Origin of the sequence: Nocardioides sp. NBC_00163 (assembly GCF_045206295.1) — a bacterium.
In the GTDB taxonomy this organism is placed as follows: domain Bacteria; phylum Actinomycetota; class Actinomycetes; order Propionibacteriales; family Nocardioidaceae; genus Nocardioides.
Genome location: NZ_CP108155.1, coordinates 4,615,201 through 4,632,362, shown reverse-complemented (window position 1 = coordinate 4,632,362; position 17,162 = coordinate 4,615,201). Strand labels below are relative to the sequence as shown.

21 protein-coding genes are annotated in these 17,162 nt (G+C 70.5%); 10 read left to right on the top strand and 11 right to left on the bottom strand.

The window, feature by feature from the left end:
• Window positions 1–26 precede the first annotated feature (26 nt).
• The 3 genes from OG801_RS22190 to OG801_RS22180 are packed head-to-tail and all read right to left on the bottom strand — an operon-like array spanning window position 27 to window position 2,036.
• The gene (locus OG801_RS22190; RefSeq protein ID WP_406031439.1) at window positions 27–383 is read right to left on the bottom strand and encodes a hypothetical protein; all 357 of its coding nucleotides are present in this window, start codon (window positions 381–383) and stop codon (window positions 27–29) included.
• Window positions 380–1,315 carry an N-acetyl-1-D-myo-inositol-2-amino-2-deoxy-alpha-D-glucopyranoside deacetylase gene (gene mshB, locus OG801_RS22185; protein WP_406031437.1) on the bottom strand — a complete coding sequence of 312 codons (936 nt, stop codon included), beginning with the start codon at window positions 1,313–1,315 and terminating at the stop codon, window positions 380–382. The genes OG801_RS22190 and mshB overlap by 4 nt, the downstream gene beginning before the upstream one ends.
• 10 nt (window positions 1,316–1,325) lie before the next feature.
• Complete coding sequence (locus tag OG801_RS22180; RefSeq protein WP_406031435.1) at window positions 1,326–2,036, bottom strand: (deoxy)nucleoside triphosphate pyrophosphohydrolase; 711 nt, start codon at window positions 2,034–2,036, stop codon at window positions 1,326–1,328.
• A gap of 112 nt (window positions 2,037–2,148) precedes the next feature.
• Between OG801_RS22180 and OG801_RS22175 the strand changes: the two genes are divergently transcribed.
• Window positions 2,149–3,729 carry a D-alanyl-D-alanine carboxypeptidase family protein gene (locus OG801_RS22175; protein ID WP_406031433.1) on the top strand — a complete coding sequence of 527 codons (1,581 nt, stop codon included), beginning with the start codon at window positions 2,149–2,151 and terminating at the stop codon, window positions 3,727–3,729.
• Window positions 3,730–3,747: 18 nt separating this feature from the next.
• Here the strand turns inward: OG801_RS22175 and OG801_RS22170 are convergent, their stop codons facing one another.
• Complete coding sequence (locus OG801_RS22170) at window positions 3,748–4,575, bottom strand: thioesterase family protein (RefSeq protein ID WP_406031431.1); 828 nt, start codon at window positions 4,573–4,575, stop codon at window positions 3,748–3,750.
• 45 nt (window positions 4,576–4,620) lie between these two features.
• On the opposite strand from OG801_RS22170, the gene OG801_RS22165 reads away from it, so the two are divergent.
• The 8 genes from OG801_RS22165 (at window position 4,621) to OG801_RS22130 (ending at window position 10,795) form a co-directional block, all read left to right on the top strand.
• Window positions 4,621–4,998 carry a YidH family protein gene (locus tag OG801_RS22165; protein WP_406031429.1) on the top strand — a complete coding sequence of 126 codons (378 nt, stop codon included), beginning with the start codon at window positions 4,621–4,623 and terminating at the stop codon, window positions 4,996–4,998.
• Between the two features lie 58 nt (window positions 4,999–5,056).
• Window positions 5,057–6,112: an acetamidase/formamidase family protein gene (locus OG801_RS22160; protein ID WP_355018578.1), complete on the top strand. Its 1,056-nt coding sequence runs from the start codon at window positions 5,057–5,059 to the stop codon at window positions 6,110–6,112.
• Window positions 6,109–7,659 carry an AtzH-like domain-containing protein gene (locus OG801_RS22155; protein WP_406031427.1) on the top strand — a complete coding sequence of 517 codons (1,551 nt, stop codon included), beginning with the start codon at window positions 6,109–6,111 and terminating at the stop codon, window positions 7,657–7,659. Before OG801_RS22160 ends, OG801_RS22155 begins: the two co-directional genes overlap by 4 nt.
• A 75-nt stretch (window positions 7,660–7,734) precedes the next feature.
• Window positions 7,735–8,229 (top strand): 2-oxo-4-hydroxy-4-carboxy-5-ureidoimidazoline decarboxylase, encoded by a 495-nt coding sequence (gene uraD / locus OG801_RS22150; protein WP_406036293.1) that lies wholly within the window; start codon window positions 7,735–7,737, stop codon window positions 8,227–8,229.
• Between the two features lie 11 nt (window positions 8,230–8,240).
• Entirely contained in the window at window positions 8,241–8,555 is a 315-nt protein-coding gene (uraH, locus tag OG801_RS22145) for a hydroxyisourate hydrolase (RefSeq protein WP_355018576.1), read from the top strand.
• Window positions 8,555–9,430 (top strand): factor-independent urate hydroxylase, encoded by an 876-nt coding sequence (gene pucL, locus OG801_RS22140; RefSeq protein ID WP_406031425.1) that lies wholly within the window; start codon window positions 8,555–8,557, stop codon window positions 9,428–9,430. The genes uraH and pucL overlap by 1 nt, the downstream gene beginning before the upstream one ends.
• Window positions 9,431–9,435: 5 nt before the next feature.
• Window positions 9,436–10,269, top strand: a complete 834-nt coding sequence (locus OG801_RS22135; protein WP_406031423.1) for a MurR/RpiR family transcriptional regulator — start codon at window positions 9,436–9,438, stop codon at window positions 10,267–10,269.
• Between the two features lie 46 nt (window positions 10,270–10,315).
• Window positions 10,316–10,795 (top strand): nucleoside deaminase, encoded by a 480-nt coding sequence (locus OG801_RS22130; protein ID WP_406031421.1) that lies wholly within the window; start codon window positions 10,316–10,318, stop codon window positions 10,793–10,795.
• A 118-nt stretch (window positions 10,796–10,913) separates the two neighbouring features.
• Here the strand turns inward: OG801_RS22130 and OG801_RS22125 are convergent, their stop codons facing one another.
• From OG801_RS22125 to OG801_RS22095, 7 genes are all read right to left on the bottom strand, one after another.
• Window positions 10,914–11,732 (bottom strand): ABC transporter permease subunit, encoded by an 819-nt coding sequence (locus OG801_RS22125; protein WP_355018572.1) that lies wholly within the window; start codon window positions 11,730–11,732, stop codon window positions 10,914–10,916.
• A complete protein-coding gene (locus OG801_RS22120; protein ID WP_406031418.1) occupies window positions 11,729–12,532 on the bottom strand; it encodes an ABC transporter permease in 804 nt (267 codons plus the stop codon). The genes OG801_RS22125 and OG801_RS22120 overlap by 4 nt, the downstream gene beginning before the upstream one ends.
• Window positions 12,533–12,537: 5 nt before the next feature.
• Window positions 12,538–13,371 carry an ABC transporter ATP-binding protein gene (locus OG801_RS22115; protein ID WP_406031417.1) on the bottom strand — a complete coding sequence of 278 codons (834 nt, stop codon included), beginning with the start codon at window positions 13,369–13,371 and terminating at the stop codon, window positions 12,538–12,540.
• A 2-nt stretch (window positions 13,372–13,373) separates the two neighbouring features.
• Window positions 13,374–14,489 (bottom strand): ABC transporter substrate-binding protein, encoded by a 1,116-nt coding sequence (locus tag OG801_RS22110; RefSeq protein ID WP_355018569.1) that lies wholly within the window; start codon window positions 14,487–14,489, stop codon window positions 13,374–13,376.
• A 283-nt stretch (window positions 14,490–14,772) separates the two neighbouring features.
• Window positions 14,773–15,459, bottom strand: coding sequence for an NUDIX domain-containing protein (locus OG801_RS22105; protein WP_355018568.1), 687 nt, complete (start codon window positions 15,457–15,459; stop codon window positions 14,773–14,775).
• 10 nt (window positions 15,460–15,469) lie between these two features.
• Complete coding sequence (locus tag OG801_RS22100; RefSeq protein WP_406031414.1) at window positions 15,470–16,177, bottom strand: YoaK family protein; 708 nt, start codon at window positions 16,175–16,177, stop codon at window positions 15,470–15,472.
• Between the two features lie 24 nt (window positions 16,178–16,201).
• A complete protein-coding gene (locus OG801_RS22095; protein WP_406031413.1) occupies window positions 16,202–16,753 on the bottom strand; it encodes a TetR/AcrR family transcriptional regulator in 552 nt (183 codons plus the stop codon).
• A gap of 84 nt (window positions 16,754–16,837) precedes the next feature.
• Between OG801_RS22095 and OG801_RS22090 the strand changes: the two genes are divergently transcribed.
• Window positions 16,838–17,161 (top strand): DMT family transporter, encoded by a 324-nt coding sequence (locus tag OG801_RS22090; RefSeq protein WP_406031411.1) that lies wholly within the window; start codon window positions 16,838–16,840, stop codon window positions 17,159–17,161.
• Window position 17,162: the final 1 nt, after the last annotated feature.

Here is a 17,162-nt window from a genome sequence, read left to right as displayed (position 1 = left end):
ACCCGTAGCCCATCTTGGGACGTTCGTCACTTCCCGGGGAGGTCCTGATCCGCCCGGGAAGCGACCCTCGACACGGTCGCGGTGGCCACCACGATCATCAGCACGGCCCAGAAGATCATCAGGTACCCCGCCACGTCGCCCGCGACGGCATACCCGCCCGTCGGCCTCGGCGTCGCGGCCAGTGCGACCACGATCGCCCAGGCCGCGGCGTACGCGATCCTCGAGACTCCGCGCGGCAGCACGAACAGCATCGCCGAGGACGCGGCCAACGCGAGCGACAGACCCCACCACCAGGGATGAACTGCGACCGCCGCGACCCCGACGACGAGACCGAGGAGAAGACCGGCCCCACAACGAGCCAGGCCGCCGCCGAGCAGCCTCACAACCCGGCGAAGAGGTCAGTCAGGCTGGTCCCGTCGACAGTCCCTTCGACAGTCCCTTCGACGGCTCCCTTGGCGATCCGGAAGTGCTCCTGGGACCACGCGGTCGTACCGAGGCTGTTGGTCATCGCGAACATGCCCTGCTCCATGTCCATCTGGGTGGGGTAGGCGCGCATCGCGGCGACCTTCTGACCGGCGTAGGCGGTGCCGTCGATCGCGGCGGCGATGTCGACGTCGGGAGTGGCCATCGGCAGCGGACCCTCCGGGTCCATCCCGCCGAGCGCGTCCTCGTCGCCGGCCGCGCGGGCCGCCCGCAGCCCCTCGCGGATCCAGCTCTCCGCGATCGCGGTCCAGAAGATCCGGTCGATCTCGTGGGCCTCGCCGAGCTCCTTCTTGTAGGTCGGCACGGCGGCGAGATGGGCGGCGTACGTCGCGACCCGGTGAGCCTGGATGTGGTCGGGGTGGCCGTAGTTGCCGAACTCGTCGTAAGTGACCAGAACCTGCGGGCGCACCTCGCGGATGATCGTGACGAGGTGGTCGGCGGCCTCGTTGAGGTCGGCGTACCAGAAGGCGTTCTCACGGGCGTCGGGGTCGGGGAGCGCGTGGGTGCGGTCCTCGCTCCAGGTCATCCCGGAGTCGCGGTAGTTGCCGAATCCGCCCAGCCAGCGGTGGTCGACCTGGCTGCCGTCGGGCGCCTTCAGGGCCGCCATCGCGTCCTCGATCTCGCCCCGGCGGTGCTCGCCCAGGGCGTCGTCCTGGTCAGCGGCGAGATGGGCGAGGCCGGGGACCAGGATCTCGCCCATCTCCCCGGCCGTGCAGGTCACCAGGGTGACGCGGGCGCCCTCGGCGAGATATCTCGCCATCGTCGCCCCCGTCGCGATCGTCTCGTCGTCGGGGTGGGCGTGGACGAGCAGCAGGCTCTTCTGTGAAGTCACGTCATCGATCCTAGGAGTCGCCCAAGTCGGGGCGCTTGATCCGCTTCGGGTTGTCGGGGAGCTCGACGGGTTCGGGGGCGATCGAGTCGTCCGGTGCGTCCTCGGGGATGTCGAGCCAGCCGTCGTACTCGTCGACCAGCAGCTCCAGGACCATCTCCGGGGCGTCCGTCTCGACCGACCACGGGTGGTCCTCGTCGTCGTCCTCGCCCTGGTAGCGCTCCCTGCTGACCCGGGCCGTCCAGCCCTCGCGCTCCAGCGTCGAGGCGGCCGAGCGGGCGTACTCCTCCTCGAAGAAGATGCCGCGCAGAGTGGGCCCTTCGGGCACGCCGAGTACGTGGCGGAGCGCATCGAGGAACGGACGGTCGGGCTCGAGCCAGTCGATCGAGTCGAGGTCCTCGGCCGCCAGCCAGAGGACCTGGTCGTGCTCGCGCGGTCTCGGCTCTCCCGCGACCACCCGGGCGGTCGCGGCGATCAGCCTGCCGGCGGTCCCGCCGATGGCCGACTCGCCCTCCATCCAGTCGAGCACCTCGATCAGGCAGCCGAGCTCCTCGCCGATCTCGCGGACGAGGGCCGCCTCGGGCGTCTCCCCCTCCTCGACCTTGCCGCCGGGGAGCTCCCAGCGTCCGGCGGCCTCGGGCGGGGAGGTACGCCTCGCGGCCAGCACCTGCTTGCCGTCGGCGCTGAGGATCGCCGCGGCCACTACGGTCTTGGGGCTGTTCACGTGTGAGATTGTTCCCTAGACACCCGGAAAGTGGTGTCTCTTGGGTACGCTCCAACGCCGTGCCCCGCTGTCTTCTGCTCATCGCCTGCCTGCCCCCGTCCGGGGCCCGATCATGAGCGATCAGCAGTGGCCCCCGCGGCGCCCCGGCGAGCCTCGCCCGCCCTACCGGGGACAGGAGCCCTTCCCCGGCCCGCGGCAGCCCCAACGGCCACCGGCCCAGCCGGGCCGACCTCAGCAGCCGCAGCACCCGGGGCAGCAGCCCCACCCCAGCCAGCAGCGGCCCCATCCGGGGCAGCACCAGCCCTACCCCGGCGGGCAGCGCTACTCAGACCAGCGGCCGTACCCGCCTCAGCAGCAGCCCTATCCGCCGGCACAGCAGCCTTATCCGCCTGAGCAGGATCCCTACGGCCAGCAGCCCTATCCGGATCAGCCCTACCCCGAGCAGCCCTACGGGCAGCAGCCGCCCCCGGGGTACCCGCAGGGTTTCGGTCCCGGCCGGTTCGGGCCCGAGCCGCCGAAGAAGCGGCGGTGGCCGAAGGTGGTCGTGGGCCTGCTGGTGCTCGCGCTGGTCGGGGTCGGCGGCTACGGGGCGTACGACTTCTACGACCAGATGCAGAAGTGGGAGCAGACCACGACCGACGACCTGAACGGCGTCGGCAGCGACCTGTCGGTGGCCGTGGCGTCGCTGCGCAGCGTCGGCTGGGAGGTCACCGCCGCGGACATCGGAACCTGGCTGGAGCAGCCGGGCGCCTACGGCGACGGCCTGAGGCTTCGTACGCTGCAGGCCGATCCTGCCGGCACAGACGGCAACAGCTTCTCGGTGGCCGGCTACCGGACCTGGCAGGACACCTACGCAAAGCGCGACCACACCACAGTCGTGTGCGCGAACATCACCCTCGCTACCGGGACCCAGAAGCCGTTGAGCGAGTCGATCACGACCTGCCCCGAGGACGTCCCGAAGACGGCCCCGGACGCGGCCCAGCCCGACGCCGACGCGAACGCGGGCGGGGTCACCGGCCACCTCGCCGAGCTGGCCGTGGAGGCCTCCGAGCAGCGCGCCGCCGGCGCAGCCGAGGGCAAGCTCCTCGAGGTCGCGGCACCGACGAGGCCGGTCGGCAACGTACGCGCCGACTCGACCGCGCTCGTCTGCTCACCGGGGACGAAGGACCTCGGCGAGGGCGAAGGGTATGACAAGGGCAAGCTGATCCCGGTGCGGCTCTGCGCGGTCGAAGGACTGCCCAACACGGGCACCGAGAGCACCAAGGGCGACCCCTACTACATCGACGGCGCCGAAGGCCTGACCGTCGTCAACGCACGCATCTCCGGGGCCGCGGCGGCGCTGGTCAAGAAGGCCTCGAAGCAGGGGGTCGACCTGGTCGCGGGCAGCTCGTTCCGGACGATGAAGAAGCAGAAGACGCTGTGCCAGACCGACGTCACCGGCGGCTGCCCGGCCGGCGACTACACGCTCACCGCCCAGCCCGGCTACTCCTCCCACCAGCTCGGCATCGCCATCGACTTCGAACAGCCCAGCGCGACCGGCGGCAAGACCTGCGCGACGCGGGCCTCGGAGCCGGCCAGCGCGGTGTGGAGGTTCCTGAACAAGACGGCGCTGAGCGTCGGGCTGAAGCAGTACTCGGCCGAGGCCTGGCACTGGGACGCGTACGGCGGGAAGGACCGCTGCGCTCCGATGTGACCGCCTCGGTCTGACGCGTCAGGCGCGCGGCAGTCGAGCCAGCTGACGCGCCTGCGCGACCAGCTTGCCCTCGGAGTCCCAGACCTCGCAGTCCTCCTCGAACATGCCGCCCGAGAGGTTGCGGGAGAAGTGGGTGACCTTGAGCCAGCCCGGCGACGGCTTGTGGCGGATGTGGCAGGTGAGCTCGAGAGTCGGCGCCCAGCCTGGCAGCTCGAGCCCGAAGGTGACCGGCGGGAGCGCGTCGAGCACCTGCAGCAGCGAGATCGGGTCGGGCTCGCGCTCGTGGTGACGGAACCAGCCGGTGAAGACGGCCTCGCCGGTCGGCGCGGCGCCGCCCCAGACGAACTGCTCCTTCGGCACGCAGAGCTCGTAGCGGTCCAGCATCGGCACGAACTTCTTCATCTCCTCGGGCGCCGTGGTCGAGGAGAGGCACTCATCGAGCGGCGGCAGCTCCGGCTCGGTCGCGGTGACCCGCTCGAAGCCGCTGCTCTTGGCGTGGAGACCGTCGAGGTCCGCGTACGTCGCGGTGGTGGTGATCCGCAGCTCCTCGCCCTGCCACAGCTCGGCGGTCGCGATGGCCAGCGAGCCCTTGTCGCGCTTGGTCTCGATGCGGACCTCCGCCGGGCCCGGGGTGCTCGCGCCGGCGTAGAACGCGCTCAGCACGATCGGGTCCGGGTGGTTCGGCAGGTGAGCCCGCAGGGCGTTGGCGATGACCGCGAGCAGGTAGCCGCCGTTGACCCCGCCGCCGACCACCCAGCCGGGGGCGAGGTCGGCTGCGTACGTCTTCTGGTCGGTCCTACGGACCGCGATGTCACGGTCGAACTCGGCCGGTTCCCTATTACCCATGGGTAATAATCTAGATCGGGACGCGATGTGGTGGACGATGGGGGCATGACCGAGACGCCATCGAAGGAGGACCCGCGGCACCCGCACTGGGTCTACCACCACGGCTCCGAGCCGGACCCGCGGTTCACGCTGGCCAACGAGCGCACCTTCCTGGCCTGGGCGCGCACGGTGCTCGGCCTGCTCGCCGGGGCGGTCGCGCTGCACTCGTTCCAGGTGCCCACCGCGGAGGGCGTACGCATCGGGGTGGTCGCCATGCTGGTGCTCACCGCGATCCTGTGCACTGTCCTCGCGATGGTCCGTTGGGCACGGGTCGAGCGCGCCATGCGGGAGCGGCGCCCGCTGCCGGCCTTCTCCACCGGGTTCATCCTCGCTGGGGCGCTGCTGCTCATCGCGGTGCTCCTCGGCGTCGCGCTCGTCTTCTGAACCATCGGCTGATCCGCGCGTCACGAGCGTGAAACATCCGTTCCATACGGTTTCGGCCATGACTGCCCCCACCGTGACGGCACTGCAGCCGGGAACCGGACCGATCAGCTCCTCGACCTACCTCCCTGCCGAGGTCGACAACGTGCTGTGGGGGCGGCTGCCGTGCGCGACGGACTCCCCCGTGCTGAGCATCGCGCCGGGGACCTCGGTGACCGTGGACACGATCTCCCACGAGGGCATCCTCGAGGACCAGGGGCGGGACCCGGAGAGGTTCTTCTCGGCCCACGGCGTCTCGGAAGTCCTCTCCGACGCCGTCGCTCTCGCGGCGTCGGGCTATGAGCGGACCTTCGGCGTCGACGGTCCGCACGTGGTCTCGCGGCCGATCGAGGTCGAAGGTGCCGAGGTGGGAGACCTGCTCGCGATCACGGTGCTGGAGACGCTGCCGCGGGTGCCCTACGGCGTGGTGTCGAACCGGCACGGGCGCGGCGCGCTGCCGGACGAGTTCCCGCGTGGCGACTCGCCGGTGCACAGCGTCTTCACCCCCGTCGTCGACGGACGTGGGGTGATCGGGCCGGCGTCGTTCGCCCTCGACCCGTTCCTCGGGATCATGGGGGTCGCCGTGCCGGGGTCTGAGCGGCCACACTCGGTCCCGCCCGGGTCGCACGGCGGCAACATCGACATCCGGCTGCTCACGGCCGGGGCGACCCTCTACCTGCCCGTCCAGGTCGCCGGGGCGCTGGCCTACGTCGGCGACCCGCACTTCGCGCAGGGTGACGGCGAGGTCTCGCTGACCGCCTTGGAGGCCTCGCTCCGGGCGACGCTCCGTTTCGACGTGGTCGCTCGCGAGGAGGCCGCCACGCGATTCGGCGAGCTCGCCGGGCCGTTGGCGGAGACCTCGGAATTTCTGATCCCCACCGGGCTCGACGAGTCCCTCGACGTGGCCACGCAGAACTGCGTCCGGGCCGCGATCGCCCTGCTCAGCGCGCGCTTCGGGATGGAGCCGGAGGCTGCGTACGCCTATCTCTCGGCGGCCACCGACTTCCGGATCTCTCAGGTCGTCGACGTCGTCAAAGGCGTACACGCCACGATCCGCAAGGCAGACTTCGCCCTATGACCCCTCGACATGCCGGCGCCCAGCTCAAACCGGTCCCGCACGGGCTGCTGCAGGCCTTCCGGGCGTACGAGAGCGCGCTGATGTCCGAGGACGTCGCCGCTCTGGACGCGCTCTTCGCCGACTCACCGACCACCCTGCGCGGCGACGCCGCCGGGCTGCTCGTCGGGCACGAGCAGATCTCCGCCTTCCGCGGGTCGCGCGGCGGCGCGCCGAAGCGGCGCATCGTGCAGACCCATGTGCAGGTGATCGACGACGACCATGCGCTGATCGTGGCCGTCACGGAGCTCGACCGCGGTGGGCGCGGGCTGCAGACGCAGCTGTGGGCGCGGGACCCGGTGCGGATCGAGTACGGCGGCTGGCAGGTCACCGCGGCCCATGTCTCGGCGCCCGCGCCGGCCTTCGACGCCCGGATCTGGCGGGTCGTCGGGGACCCGCTGGTCTCCTCGCACACCGCCGACGGCGCCCTCTCGGGAGAGACCGTCGCGGTCAAGGACCTCTTCGCGGTCGCGGGTTTCGCGGTCGGCGCCGGGAGCCCGGCCTGGCTGGAGCAGGCACCGACGGAACCGTCGCATGCCGCCGCCGTCGCCGCGCTGCTCGACGCCGGAGCGTCGGTACGCGGGATCGCGCGCACCGAGGAGTTCGCCTACTCGCTGTCGGGGCTCAACGCCCACTACGGGGCGCCGCCGAACCCGAAGGCTCCCGGCCGGATCCCCGGCGGCTCGTCATCGGGGTCGGCGACCTCGGTCGCCCTCGGCCAGGCCTCGATCGGCCTCGGCACCGACACCGGCGGCTCGATCCGGGTCCCGGCCGCCTACCAGGGCCTCTACGGGATCCGTACGTCGCACGGGGCCGTCTCGCGCGAGGGCCTGCTCCCGCTCGCCAAGGCCTTCGACACCGTCGGGTGGATGACGCGTTCGGCGTTCCTGCTGCAGGCGGTGGGTGACGTACTGCTGCCGGACGCTCCGGCGTCATCATCCCCCAACGTGCGCACAGCGCTGGACGAGGTCCACCTGGTGCCGTCGCTGGTCGGGCTCGCCGCGGAGGACATCGCCACCGCGGTGAACGAGGCGCTGCCCGAAGCCAAGCCGCTGGCCTGGGAGGCGGCGCGGCTGGACGAGTGGCGCCAGGCCTTCGTCATCGGACAGGCCTACCAGGCGTGGCAGGCCCACGGGGCCTGGCTCGAGACCCGGCTCGACACGCTCGGCGAGGCGGTGCGCGGGCGGTTCGAGATGGCCCGGTCGGTGACCCGGGAGCAGGCCGCCGAGGCGCGTGAAGTGCTCGCGCAGGCGCGTACGGAGATCCTCGACGTCGTCGGCGACCGCATCCTCGCCTACCCCAGCGCCTCGTCGGTCGCACCGACGGCGGCCGACGCTGCCGGGGTGCGCGACGACACCATGCGCCTCACCTGCATCGCCGGTATCGCCGGCCTCCCCGCCGTCTCGATCCCGGTCCGCACCCCTGGCAATCTCCCGGCAGGGCTCTGTCTGGTCGCCGCACCCGGCCGCGACCGCGACCTTCTCGCCCTGGCCCAGAGCTTCGCGGGGTAGCTGCCCGGGCGTTACACAAAGGCAACCTGCGTTGCGGACGCCGAAACGCTCGTTTCATAGGCTGCCCTGGTGACCATGACGCTCGCCGAGTTCGATGCCCTGCCCGCCGACGCGGCGGAGAGCGTCGTCGCACCCTGTGTCGCGATCCCCTCGTGGGCGGCCGGGCTGGTCGCGGGGCGGCCCTATACGGACCTACCGGACCTGCTCGCCGCCGCCAGGCAGCTGGCCGCGGCCTGGACGGACGAGGAGGTCGAGGCAGCCCTGGCCGACCACCCGCGGATCGGGGAACGGCACGCCGGGGACGGCGAGAGCGCGGCACTCTCCGCCCGTGAGCAGGCCGGGGTCGACCCTGCCGACGCCGAGGTGCAGGCGCGGCTGAGGGCGGGGAACGCGGCCTACGAGGAGCGGTTCGGGCGGATCTACCTGGTGCGGGCGGCGGGACGCAGCGCCGAGGAGATGCTCGCGCTCCTCGAGGACCGGCTGGAGAACGACCCGGCTACCGAAATCACGGTGACCAAGGGCCAGCTCGCCGAGATCGCGTTGCTCCGGCTGCGAGGCTTGCTGGCATGACAGGTTTTGGTATGACCACCGTCTCCACGCACGTCCTCGACGCCGCCCTGGGCCGGCCCGCCGCCGGGCTCGCGCTCTACCTCACCCTTCCCGACGACAGCGCGCGCACCGCGACCACCGACGCCGACGGGCGGGTGCGGTTCGACGGCGAGGTGCCGCCCGGGCCGCACTTGCTGACCTTCGCGACCGGCCCCTGGTTCGCCGAGCAGGATCGCGAGACCTTCTTCCCCGAGGTGACCATCGGGTTCACCGTCACCGCCGGCGAGCACCACCACGTCGCCCTCCTGCTCAGCCCGTTCTCCTACACGACCTATCGAGGAAGCTGATGTCGATCACTCTTGGCCCCAACCAGCACGGCAAGGCGGAGGTACGCCTGGTCAAGGTCGACAGGGAAGGCGCACGGCACACGATCCACGACCTGAACGTGTCCACCCAGCTCAGGGGCGACTTCGCAACGGCCTTCACCGAGGGTGACAACGTGCACGTGCACGCCACCGACACCCAGAAGAACGTGGTCTACGCGAAGGCCAATGAGCTCGGCATCACCTCGCCGGAGGCGTTCCTGCTCGACCTCACCGCCTACTGGGCCGAGCAGCCGTGGGTGACCGGGTCGGTGATGAAGGCGGAGTCCTACTCCTGGGACCGGATCCCGGCGAACGAATTTTCGTTCGCCCGGCGCGGTCAGGAGACGCGTACTGCTGTGGTCAACAGCTATGGCGAGCGAAGGTTCGTTCTGTCGGGCCTGACCGACCTGGTGGTGCTCAAGTCGACCGGGTCGGAGTTCCACGGCTTCCCGCGCGACCGCTACACCACCCTCGCCGAGACGACCGACCGGATCCTGGCGACCGAGGTCACCGCGTGGTGGCGGTGGGAGAGCCACCCGGAGGACTGGAACGAGGCCTACGACCGGATCCGCGCGCTCATGCTCGACACCTTCGCGGAGGTGCACTCGCTCGCGCTGCAGCAGACCATCTACGAGATGGGCAGGGCCGTGATGGAGGCCTTCGAGGGGATCGCGGAGTTCAAGATCTCCTGCCCCAACAAGCACCACTTCCTCGTCGACCTCTCCCCGTTCGACCTCGAGAATCAGAACGAGGTCTTCTTCGCCGCCGACCGCCCCTACGGGCTCATCGAGGCGACCCTGCAGCGCGACGGATCGACCGAGCCGGACGCCTGGGCCTCAGTACCTGGGTTCGCGTGACCCGCATGACGGTGAGCACGACTCGGGTGGACCAGCGGATCGACCGGCGGATCGCCGCGAACTACCAGACGCTCTCGCCCCAGGAGCGCAAGGCGGCCGACACGCTGCTCGAGCATCTCGACGACCTGGCGACCTACCGCGCGGCCGAGCTGGCCTCGCTCGCGGAGGTGTCCAAGGCGACGATGAGCCGGCTCTTCCGCTCGCTGGGATTCGACGGCTTCGACGAGGTACGCGATCACCTGCGTGGGCTGCGTACGGCCGGCGAGCCGCGACGGGTCGAGGGCGCTCCGGACCTGAGCGCCCACGCAGAGGGCGAGGCGGCCGCGATCGCGCGGGTCGTGGAGCAGGCCGGCATCGCCGAGGCGATCGAGGCCATCGCCGGCGCGAGCGACGTGATGGTCGCGGGCTGGCGCAACTCCTACCCGGTCGCGCTTCATCTGCGCCAGCAGCTCACCCAGACCCGCGAGCGGGTCACGCTCGCGCCCGCTCCAGGCCAGGTCATCGGCGAGGAGCTGGCCGAGCTCGGTGAGGGCTCGGTGGTGGTCGCGGTCGGGCTGCGGCGCCGGCCGCCGGGCTTCGGCGAGTTCGTCGACGCCGCCGCGTCCTCCGGGAGCACCGTGATCGTGATCGCCGACCCGACCGGAACGGTCCACCTCGGCCGTGCCGACATCGCGCTGGAATGCCCGGTCCAGGGCGCTCTCGCCTTCGACTCCCTGGCCGCGCCGATGTCGCTGGCGAGCGTGCTCGCCGACGGCGTACTCCACGAGCGGGGACGGGCCGGACGCGACCGCGTATCGACCATCAGCGCCACCTACGACCGGCTCCACGAGGTCGAGTGATGCCTGGGAGCAGAATGGCAGTAGGACATCGATCCGGGGGGATCTTATGAGCGACACCATGTGGTTGGAGCAGGCGATCGCACTCGCCGTGCGCAACGTCAACAACGGCGGTGGCCCGTTCGGGGCCATCATCCTTCGCGAGGGCATCCTGCTCGGCACCGGCCAGAACCGGGTCACGCGCGACCTGGATCCGAGCGCCCACGCCGAGGTCGTCGCGATCCGTGCCGCCTGCAAGGAGGCCGACAGCTTCTCGCTGGCCGGCTGCACCCTCTACACCTCGTGCGAACCCTGCCCGATGTGCCTGGCGACCGGGCTGTGGGCGCGTCTGGACCGCGTCGTCTACGCGGCTGACCGGGACGACGCGGCCAAGGGCGGGTTCGACGACCGCGCCTTCTACGACCTGTTCGGGACCGGCCGCGCCAACGAGCACCACGACTGGCCGACCCGCGTCGACGAGCTGCGGATCCCGCAGGCGTACGACCCGTTCGACGCGTGGCTCGCGAAGCAGGACCGCACGGACTACTGACCTGCCGAGGCGTCACCCCCGTCGGCCGAGGCGTCACGTACGTCGGCCGAGTTGGCATCAGATTGCCCACTCAGCCGACGGGAGTGACGCTTCGCGCGACGTACGTGGCGCCTCGGCGCTACCGGGTCGTCATCCCCATCCGCTCCAGCGCGACCGACTCGAGGAGCTGGACGAGGTTGTAGAGCACCAGGGTGACCACGGTGATGATCGCGACGGCTGCCCACAGGTCGTCGAAGCGGGCGGCGGCGGGGAACTTCTGGATGTTGCCGCCGATGCCCTTGCCGGTCGAGAGCCACTCGGCCAGCAGCGCGCCGGTCACGGCGCCGGGCACCGAGACGCGGGCGGCGGCAAAGATCGACGGGAGCGCGCCTGGCAGCGACACCTTCCGGATCGCGGTGAGTCGCGAGCCGCCGTAGACGGCGACCAGGTCCAGCGACTGCGGCGAGGCCTGCGAGAGGCCGAACAGGACCGCGGCCAGCGCCGGGAACAGCACCACGATGATCCCGAGCACCACGACCGATGCTGTCGAGGCGCGGCCTGTGATCAGCATGACCACCGGAGCGATCGCGACCAGGGGGATCGAGCGCAGCAGCAGCGCCAGCGGCATCACGCCGGCCTCGACCGTACGCGACAGGTTGAACAGCACCGCCGCCACCACCGCGAGCGCCATCCCGGCGAGGAAGCCGAGCGCGGCGTCCTTCAGGGTCACCCAGGTCAGCGGGAACAGCTCCGCCCGGTGGGCGGCCGCGTCCGGCCCCGTGAAGAGGTGGTCGAGGACGTCCAGCGGCCCCTTGGCGACGAACTCCGAGACGCTGGAGAACGACACGAACGCCTGCCAGAGCACGACCACGATCGCCAGCGCGGCGACGGTGTGCAACACCGGCCCCAGGACCGCCCGCGACAGACCCCGCGACAGACCCTTGGCACCCGACCTCATCCGGACCTCCCAGCGACCCACGGCGTCACCAGACGCGAAACCAGCCCCAGCAGCAGGTAGCCGGCCAGAGCGACCAGGGCGCAGACCAGGAAGACGGCCCAGAGCCGCTCCGGGTCGGGCTTGCCCTGCAGGACGATCAGCGTGCGCCCGACGCCACGGTCGGTGGAGCCGAGGTACTCGCCGAGCACGGCACCGAGGATCGCGGTCGGCACCGCGATCTGCAGCGCGTTGAGGATCGCCGGCACGGCCGCGACGAGGCGTACCTTCACCAGCTGGGTCCACACCGACCCGCCGTAGACCCGCACCACGTCGAGCGAGGCGCGATCGGCCGACTTGAACCCGAGCACGGCCCCGACGACGGTCGTGAAGAAGACCATCAGCGCGGCCAGGAAGATCGACGTCTTCGACGGGTCACCGGGCTGCTCGGCGCCGCCGAGGACCACGATCGAGATGCCGCCCACGGCGACCACGGGCAGGCAGTACGTCGTCACCGCGATCTGCATGATCATCGGCTCCAGCCACGGCACCAGCAGCACCAGCGAGGCCAGCAGCAGGGCGATCAGGTTGCCCCAGAGGAACCCGATCGATGCCTCCATCAGCGTCTCCCGGAGCACGCCGTCCCAGAACGCCGACGGGCCCGCGGCGGCCATCTCGGAGAGGACCGTCCACGGCGGCGGCACCGGCGTGAACCCGGTGCCGGGGTCGGGCGGGAACCCGGCCACGGCCACGACCGCCCACAGCACGAAGAGGGTCACCACGCCGATCAGACCGGCCACCCAGCCACCCAGCTGTTGACTCACCCGCATCAAGACTCCGCCTCGGCGCGCCCGTCGTCACCGAAGAGCAGCTCGGAGGCCCGGTCGGCCAGCGCGTGGAACTCCGGCGTACGCATCATCTCGGGCGTACGCGGCCGGGGAAGGTCGACCTCGATGATCTCCTTGATCCGGCCCGGTCGCGGTGACATCACCGCGACCCGGTCGGAGAGGAAGATCGCCTCGTTCACACCGTGGGTGACCAGCAGCGTGGTCGCCGGCTTCTCGGTCCAGATCCGCAGCAGCTCCAGGTTGAGGTTCTGCCGGGTCATGTCGTCCAGCGCGCCGAACGGTTCGTCGAGCAGGAGCACCGACGGCTTCAGCGCGAGCGCCCGGGCGATCGAGACCCGCTGCCGCATCCCGCCGGAGAGCTGCGCGGGGCGGGCCTTCTCGAAGCCCTCCAGCCCTACGAGCTTGATCAGCTCGCGGATGTAGGACATGTCGGGACGCCGCCCGGCGACCTCGAAGACGAGCTTGATGTTGCCGACCACCGAGCGCCACGGCAGCAGCGCGTGGTCCTGGAACGCGATTCCCAGCTCGGAGTCACGCCGCAGCTCGGCGGGAGCCTTGCCGTCGACGTACGCCTCTCCGCTCGTCGGCGTCTCCAGGCCCGCGAGGATCCGCAGGATCGTCGACTTGCCGCAGCCGGAGGGTCCCAGCAGGGCCAGGAACGAGCCCTGGTCGGTGTGGAGCTCGGTGTCCTTGAGCGCGGTGACGGCCTTCGATCCGGAGCCGAAGACCTTGCTGATTCCGGAGATGTGGATGCCGGTGCCGCCACCGGTCTCCGCCGTGGGAGCACCGGCATCCATGAGCTTGTCCTGAGTCATGACTACTTCAGGTAGTCCTTGAGCTCGGGGTTCTCCTCGTAGATCTCGTCGATGATCGAGGTGTCGAAGAGGTCCTCGACCGAAATCTCCCAGCCGGCGGCGGCGAGCGAGTCGACGGTCTGCTGCTGGAGCTCCTCGGAGATGGTGAAGAGGCCGTTCTCCTCGGTCTCTGGCGTCGAGATCAGCTTCTGCGACTCCTCGAGACCACGCTTGGTCTTGACCGGGTCGAGCTCACCGAAGCTGGCCTCGAGACCGTCGGAGTCGCTGGCCGCCTGGTTGTAGTGGGTGGTGACGACCTTGACCACCTCGTCGCTGGGGTTCTTGAAGGTCTCGGTCCAGCCCTTGATCTCGGCGGTCAGGAGCGCCTTGAGAAGGTCGCGGTTCTCGGCGAGGTACTGGTCGGTGACGGTGTAGGTCTCGGCGACGTACGGCACGCCGTTCTCGGCGTAGGGCAGGTTGGTGACCTCGTGGCCGGCGAGCTCGACGGTGATGGACTCGTTGGTCAGGTAGGCCATGAAGCCGTCGACCTGGCCCTTCATCAGCGGCGTCGGGTCGAACTCGACCGGGACGACGGTGATGTCGTCCTTCTTCTCCTCCAGGCCGTTGGCCGCGAGGATCGCCTTGAAGACGTTGACGTTGGAGTCCTGGACGCCGATCTTCTTGCCCTTGAGGTCGGCCGGCGTCGCGATGTTGCCGCCGTCCTTGAGCGAGAGGATGGTGAACGGATTCTTCTGGAAGGTGGCGCCGATGATCTTCAGCGGCGCCTCCTGCTCGGCGATCGCGGAGCCGACCGAAGCGGCGTCGTTGATGGCGACCTGGACCTTGCCGGAGAGCAGCTTGGCGACGCCGGTGTCGGGGCCGGAGATGCCGTTGACAGCGTCGAAGCCGGCTTCCTCGTAGTAGCCCTTGTCCTCGGCGTAGAACTCGCCGGCGAACTCTTCGTTCTTGATCCAGGAGTACTGCATCGAGATGGTGCCGAAGCCCTCCTCGCTGCTGCCTTCTTCGGAGTCGGAGCCGCAGGCGGCCAGGGTGGTGGCGGCGACCAGGGTCAGGAGGGCCGCGGCGGCCCGGCGTTGAACTGACTTACGTCGCGAGGTCCGAGAGGCGGGGGTAGACATCGAAACGAGTTCCCTTCGAGGAGTGTCACGCATAGGTTTCGGGGACCGTAGCGAGCGGAGGTTTCAGGGGCTGGCACTGGCGTTTCGGCGTTGTAACGACCCTTTCAAGACGAAACTCTCGAACAGGGCGTACGGTCCCGAGACACGGCGTCCGCTGGACAAGAATGCCGTGGCTGTTGTCTAGTTACCCGACGCGCTCGGACGCGTCGCGTGTGCCGTCTGCCACACCGGATCCGCCGTTATCGGTTCGTGATCGGCCCGAGACCGTTCGGTGACCAAACCGTCAGGTCGTACGGCGCAGCAGCGGCGGGTGCAGGTGCTCGGCGGAGCCCCGGCGGAAGAGCTGAGCCGGCCGGCCACCGTCGCGGGTCGTCGTGGTGCCCGTGGGCTCGAGGAAGGCCTCGGTCTTGGTGACCTTGCGATGGAAGTTGCGGGGGTCGAGGCGCTCGCCCCAGACGATCTCGTAGACCCGGCGCAGCTCGGCGACGGTGAACTCCTCGGCACAGAACGCCGCGCCCAGCGGTGAGTACTCCAGCTTGGAGCGGGCGCGCTCGACGCCGTCACGCAGGATCGCGGCGTGGTCGAAGGCGAGGCCGCCGCCGGCCAGGAGCGAGTCGACCGGCCACCACTGCGCGTCCGCGGCGTCCGAACCCGCCGCGGGCACCGGCAGGTCGGGCGCCAACGCGAGATAGGCGACGGTCACGACCCGCGTCCGCGGGTCCCGCCCCGGAGAGCCGTACGTCGCCAGCTGCTCGACATGGACGCTGCCCGGCCGGATGCCGGTCTCCTCCGCGAGCTCGCGCGCCGCCGCCTCCTCGAGGCCCTCGTCGTCGAGGACGAACCCGCCCGGAAGCGCCCAGGCGCCGACGAACGGCTCGATGCCGCGGCGTACGACCAGGGCGCAGAGCGCGTCGTCACGAACGGTGAGCACGACGAGATCGACGCTCACGGCGAACTTGGGGCACTCCACGTGGCAGACCCTAGATGATCGAGCGGTGCACCCGGGCGTGCCAGGCGCCGAGGATGGTGGCGAGCCCGATCAGGATGCCGGCGAGCAGCAGGCCGCCGCCGGTGTGCCACAGCAGCATGCCGGCGCCTGCGAAGGCACCGAGCAGGATCAGCAGGACGGTGATCACGCGCCGCGCGGTGCCGCCGCCACGGAAGGACGCCTTGCCGGAGCCGATCGGCGAGTCGGCCGCGAGGCCCGTGATCGTGCTGGTGACGACGACGGTGGTCACGTCCTTGACCGCGATGTGCCGAGCGGCCGCCGCCTGGGTCCCCATGGCGAGCGCGGCGAGCGTGGTGGTCGTGATCATCACCGCGCTCGAGGGCTCGTCCCCGGTCACGAAGAGCAGCCCGGCCAGCGCCAGCATCACCGCGGCGACCAGGGAGAACAGCGCGGTCGTACGCCCTCCCCAGGCCTGCTTGTCGGCCTTCAGCACCCGCCCGCCGAGCGCGGCACCGGCCATGAACCCGACCAGCGCGAGCGCCGGCCCGAGGACCGGCAGGCCGGTGTCGCCGACCAGCGCCATGCCGAGGATGACCACGTTGCCGGTCATGTTGCCGGTGAACACCTTGTCCAGACCGAGGTAGCCGACGGCGTCGTTGATGCCCGTGGTGAAGGTGAGCACGAGCATCAGCCACAGATGCATGCGGTCGGCGGGGATGGTCTTCAGCAGCGAGTTCACCCGCGCATTGTGCCGGACCCCCGATCAGCCCTCGGCGATCGCACCCGCAGCCGCGGCGAGATCGGCCACCCCGGCGGCGAGCTCGTCCGGCCGGTCGGTGGCCAGGTCCAGGTGGAAGCCGAACAGCGACGAGTCGACGAGCGTGACGATCCGGCCCGCACGCTCGGGCGGCGCACCACAGGCGGTGATGTAGTCGCGCAGCGCGGCATACCACAGCTCGTTGGTCTCCCGGACGACCGAGCGATAGGGCTCCATCCCGATCAGCCCGGTCGCGGCCGCCTGCAGGTAGATCTGCAGACAGCTGTGCAGCGGCTCGGTGCGGTAGGCCCGCCACAGGGCATCCACCCCGGCACGTACGTCATCGGCCGGCGCCAGGGCCGCGACTGCTGCGACGGAGAGCTCGTTGGTGCGTGCCACCACCGCGGCGACGAGCTCGTCGCGACCGCCGAAGTGGTAGATCAGCATCCGGTCGCTGGTGCCGATCGCCGCCGCCAGCGGACGCAGGGTCAGCCCGATCAGCCCGCGCTCGAGCACGTGGTCGACCACCTGCCCGAGGAGCTCCTCCTTGCGGTCCATGAAAAGCATTATGCCCAACATGTAGCGACTGCTACATTTGGCATGATGTAGCAGTCGCTACATGCGCCTCAGGAGGACCCGAAGATGTACGCCGCCATTCTGCTCGTCGCCGCCATCGCGATCGAGGTCGTCAGCACCGCGCTGCTCCCGCGCACCGAGGGCTTCCGCAACCTCGGCTGGTCGGTCGCCGTCCTGGCCGGCTACGGCGCCTCGATCTGGCTGCTCTCGGTGGTCGTGGAGCGGATGCCGGTCTCGGTGGCGTACGCCATCTGGTCAGGCCTCGGCACCGCGCTGGTCGCCGGCATCGGCGTGATGTTCCTCGGTGAGCACCTCACCGCCGCCAAGGCCGGCTTCCTGGCGATGATCGTCGTCGGCGTGGTCGGGCTGAACCTCTCCAGCGCCCACTGAG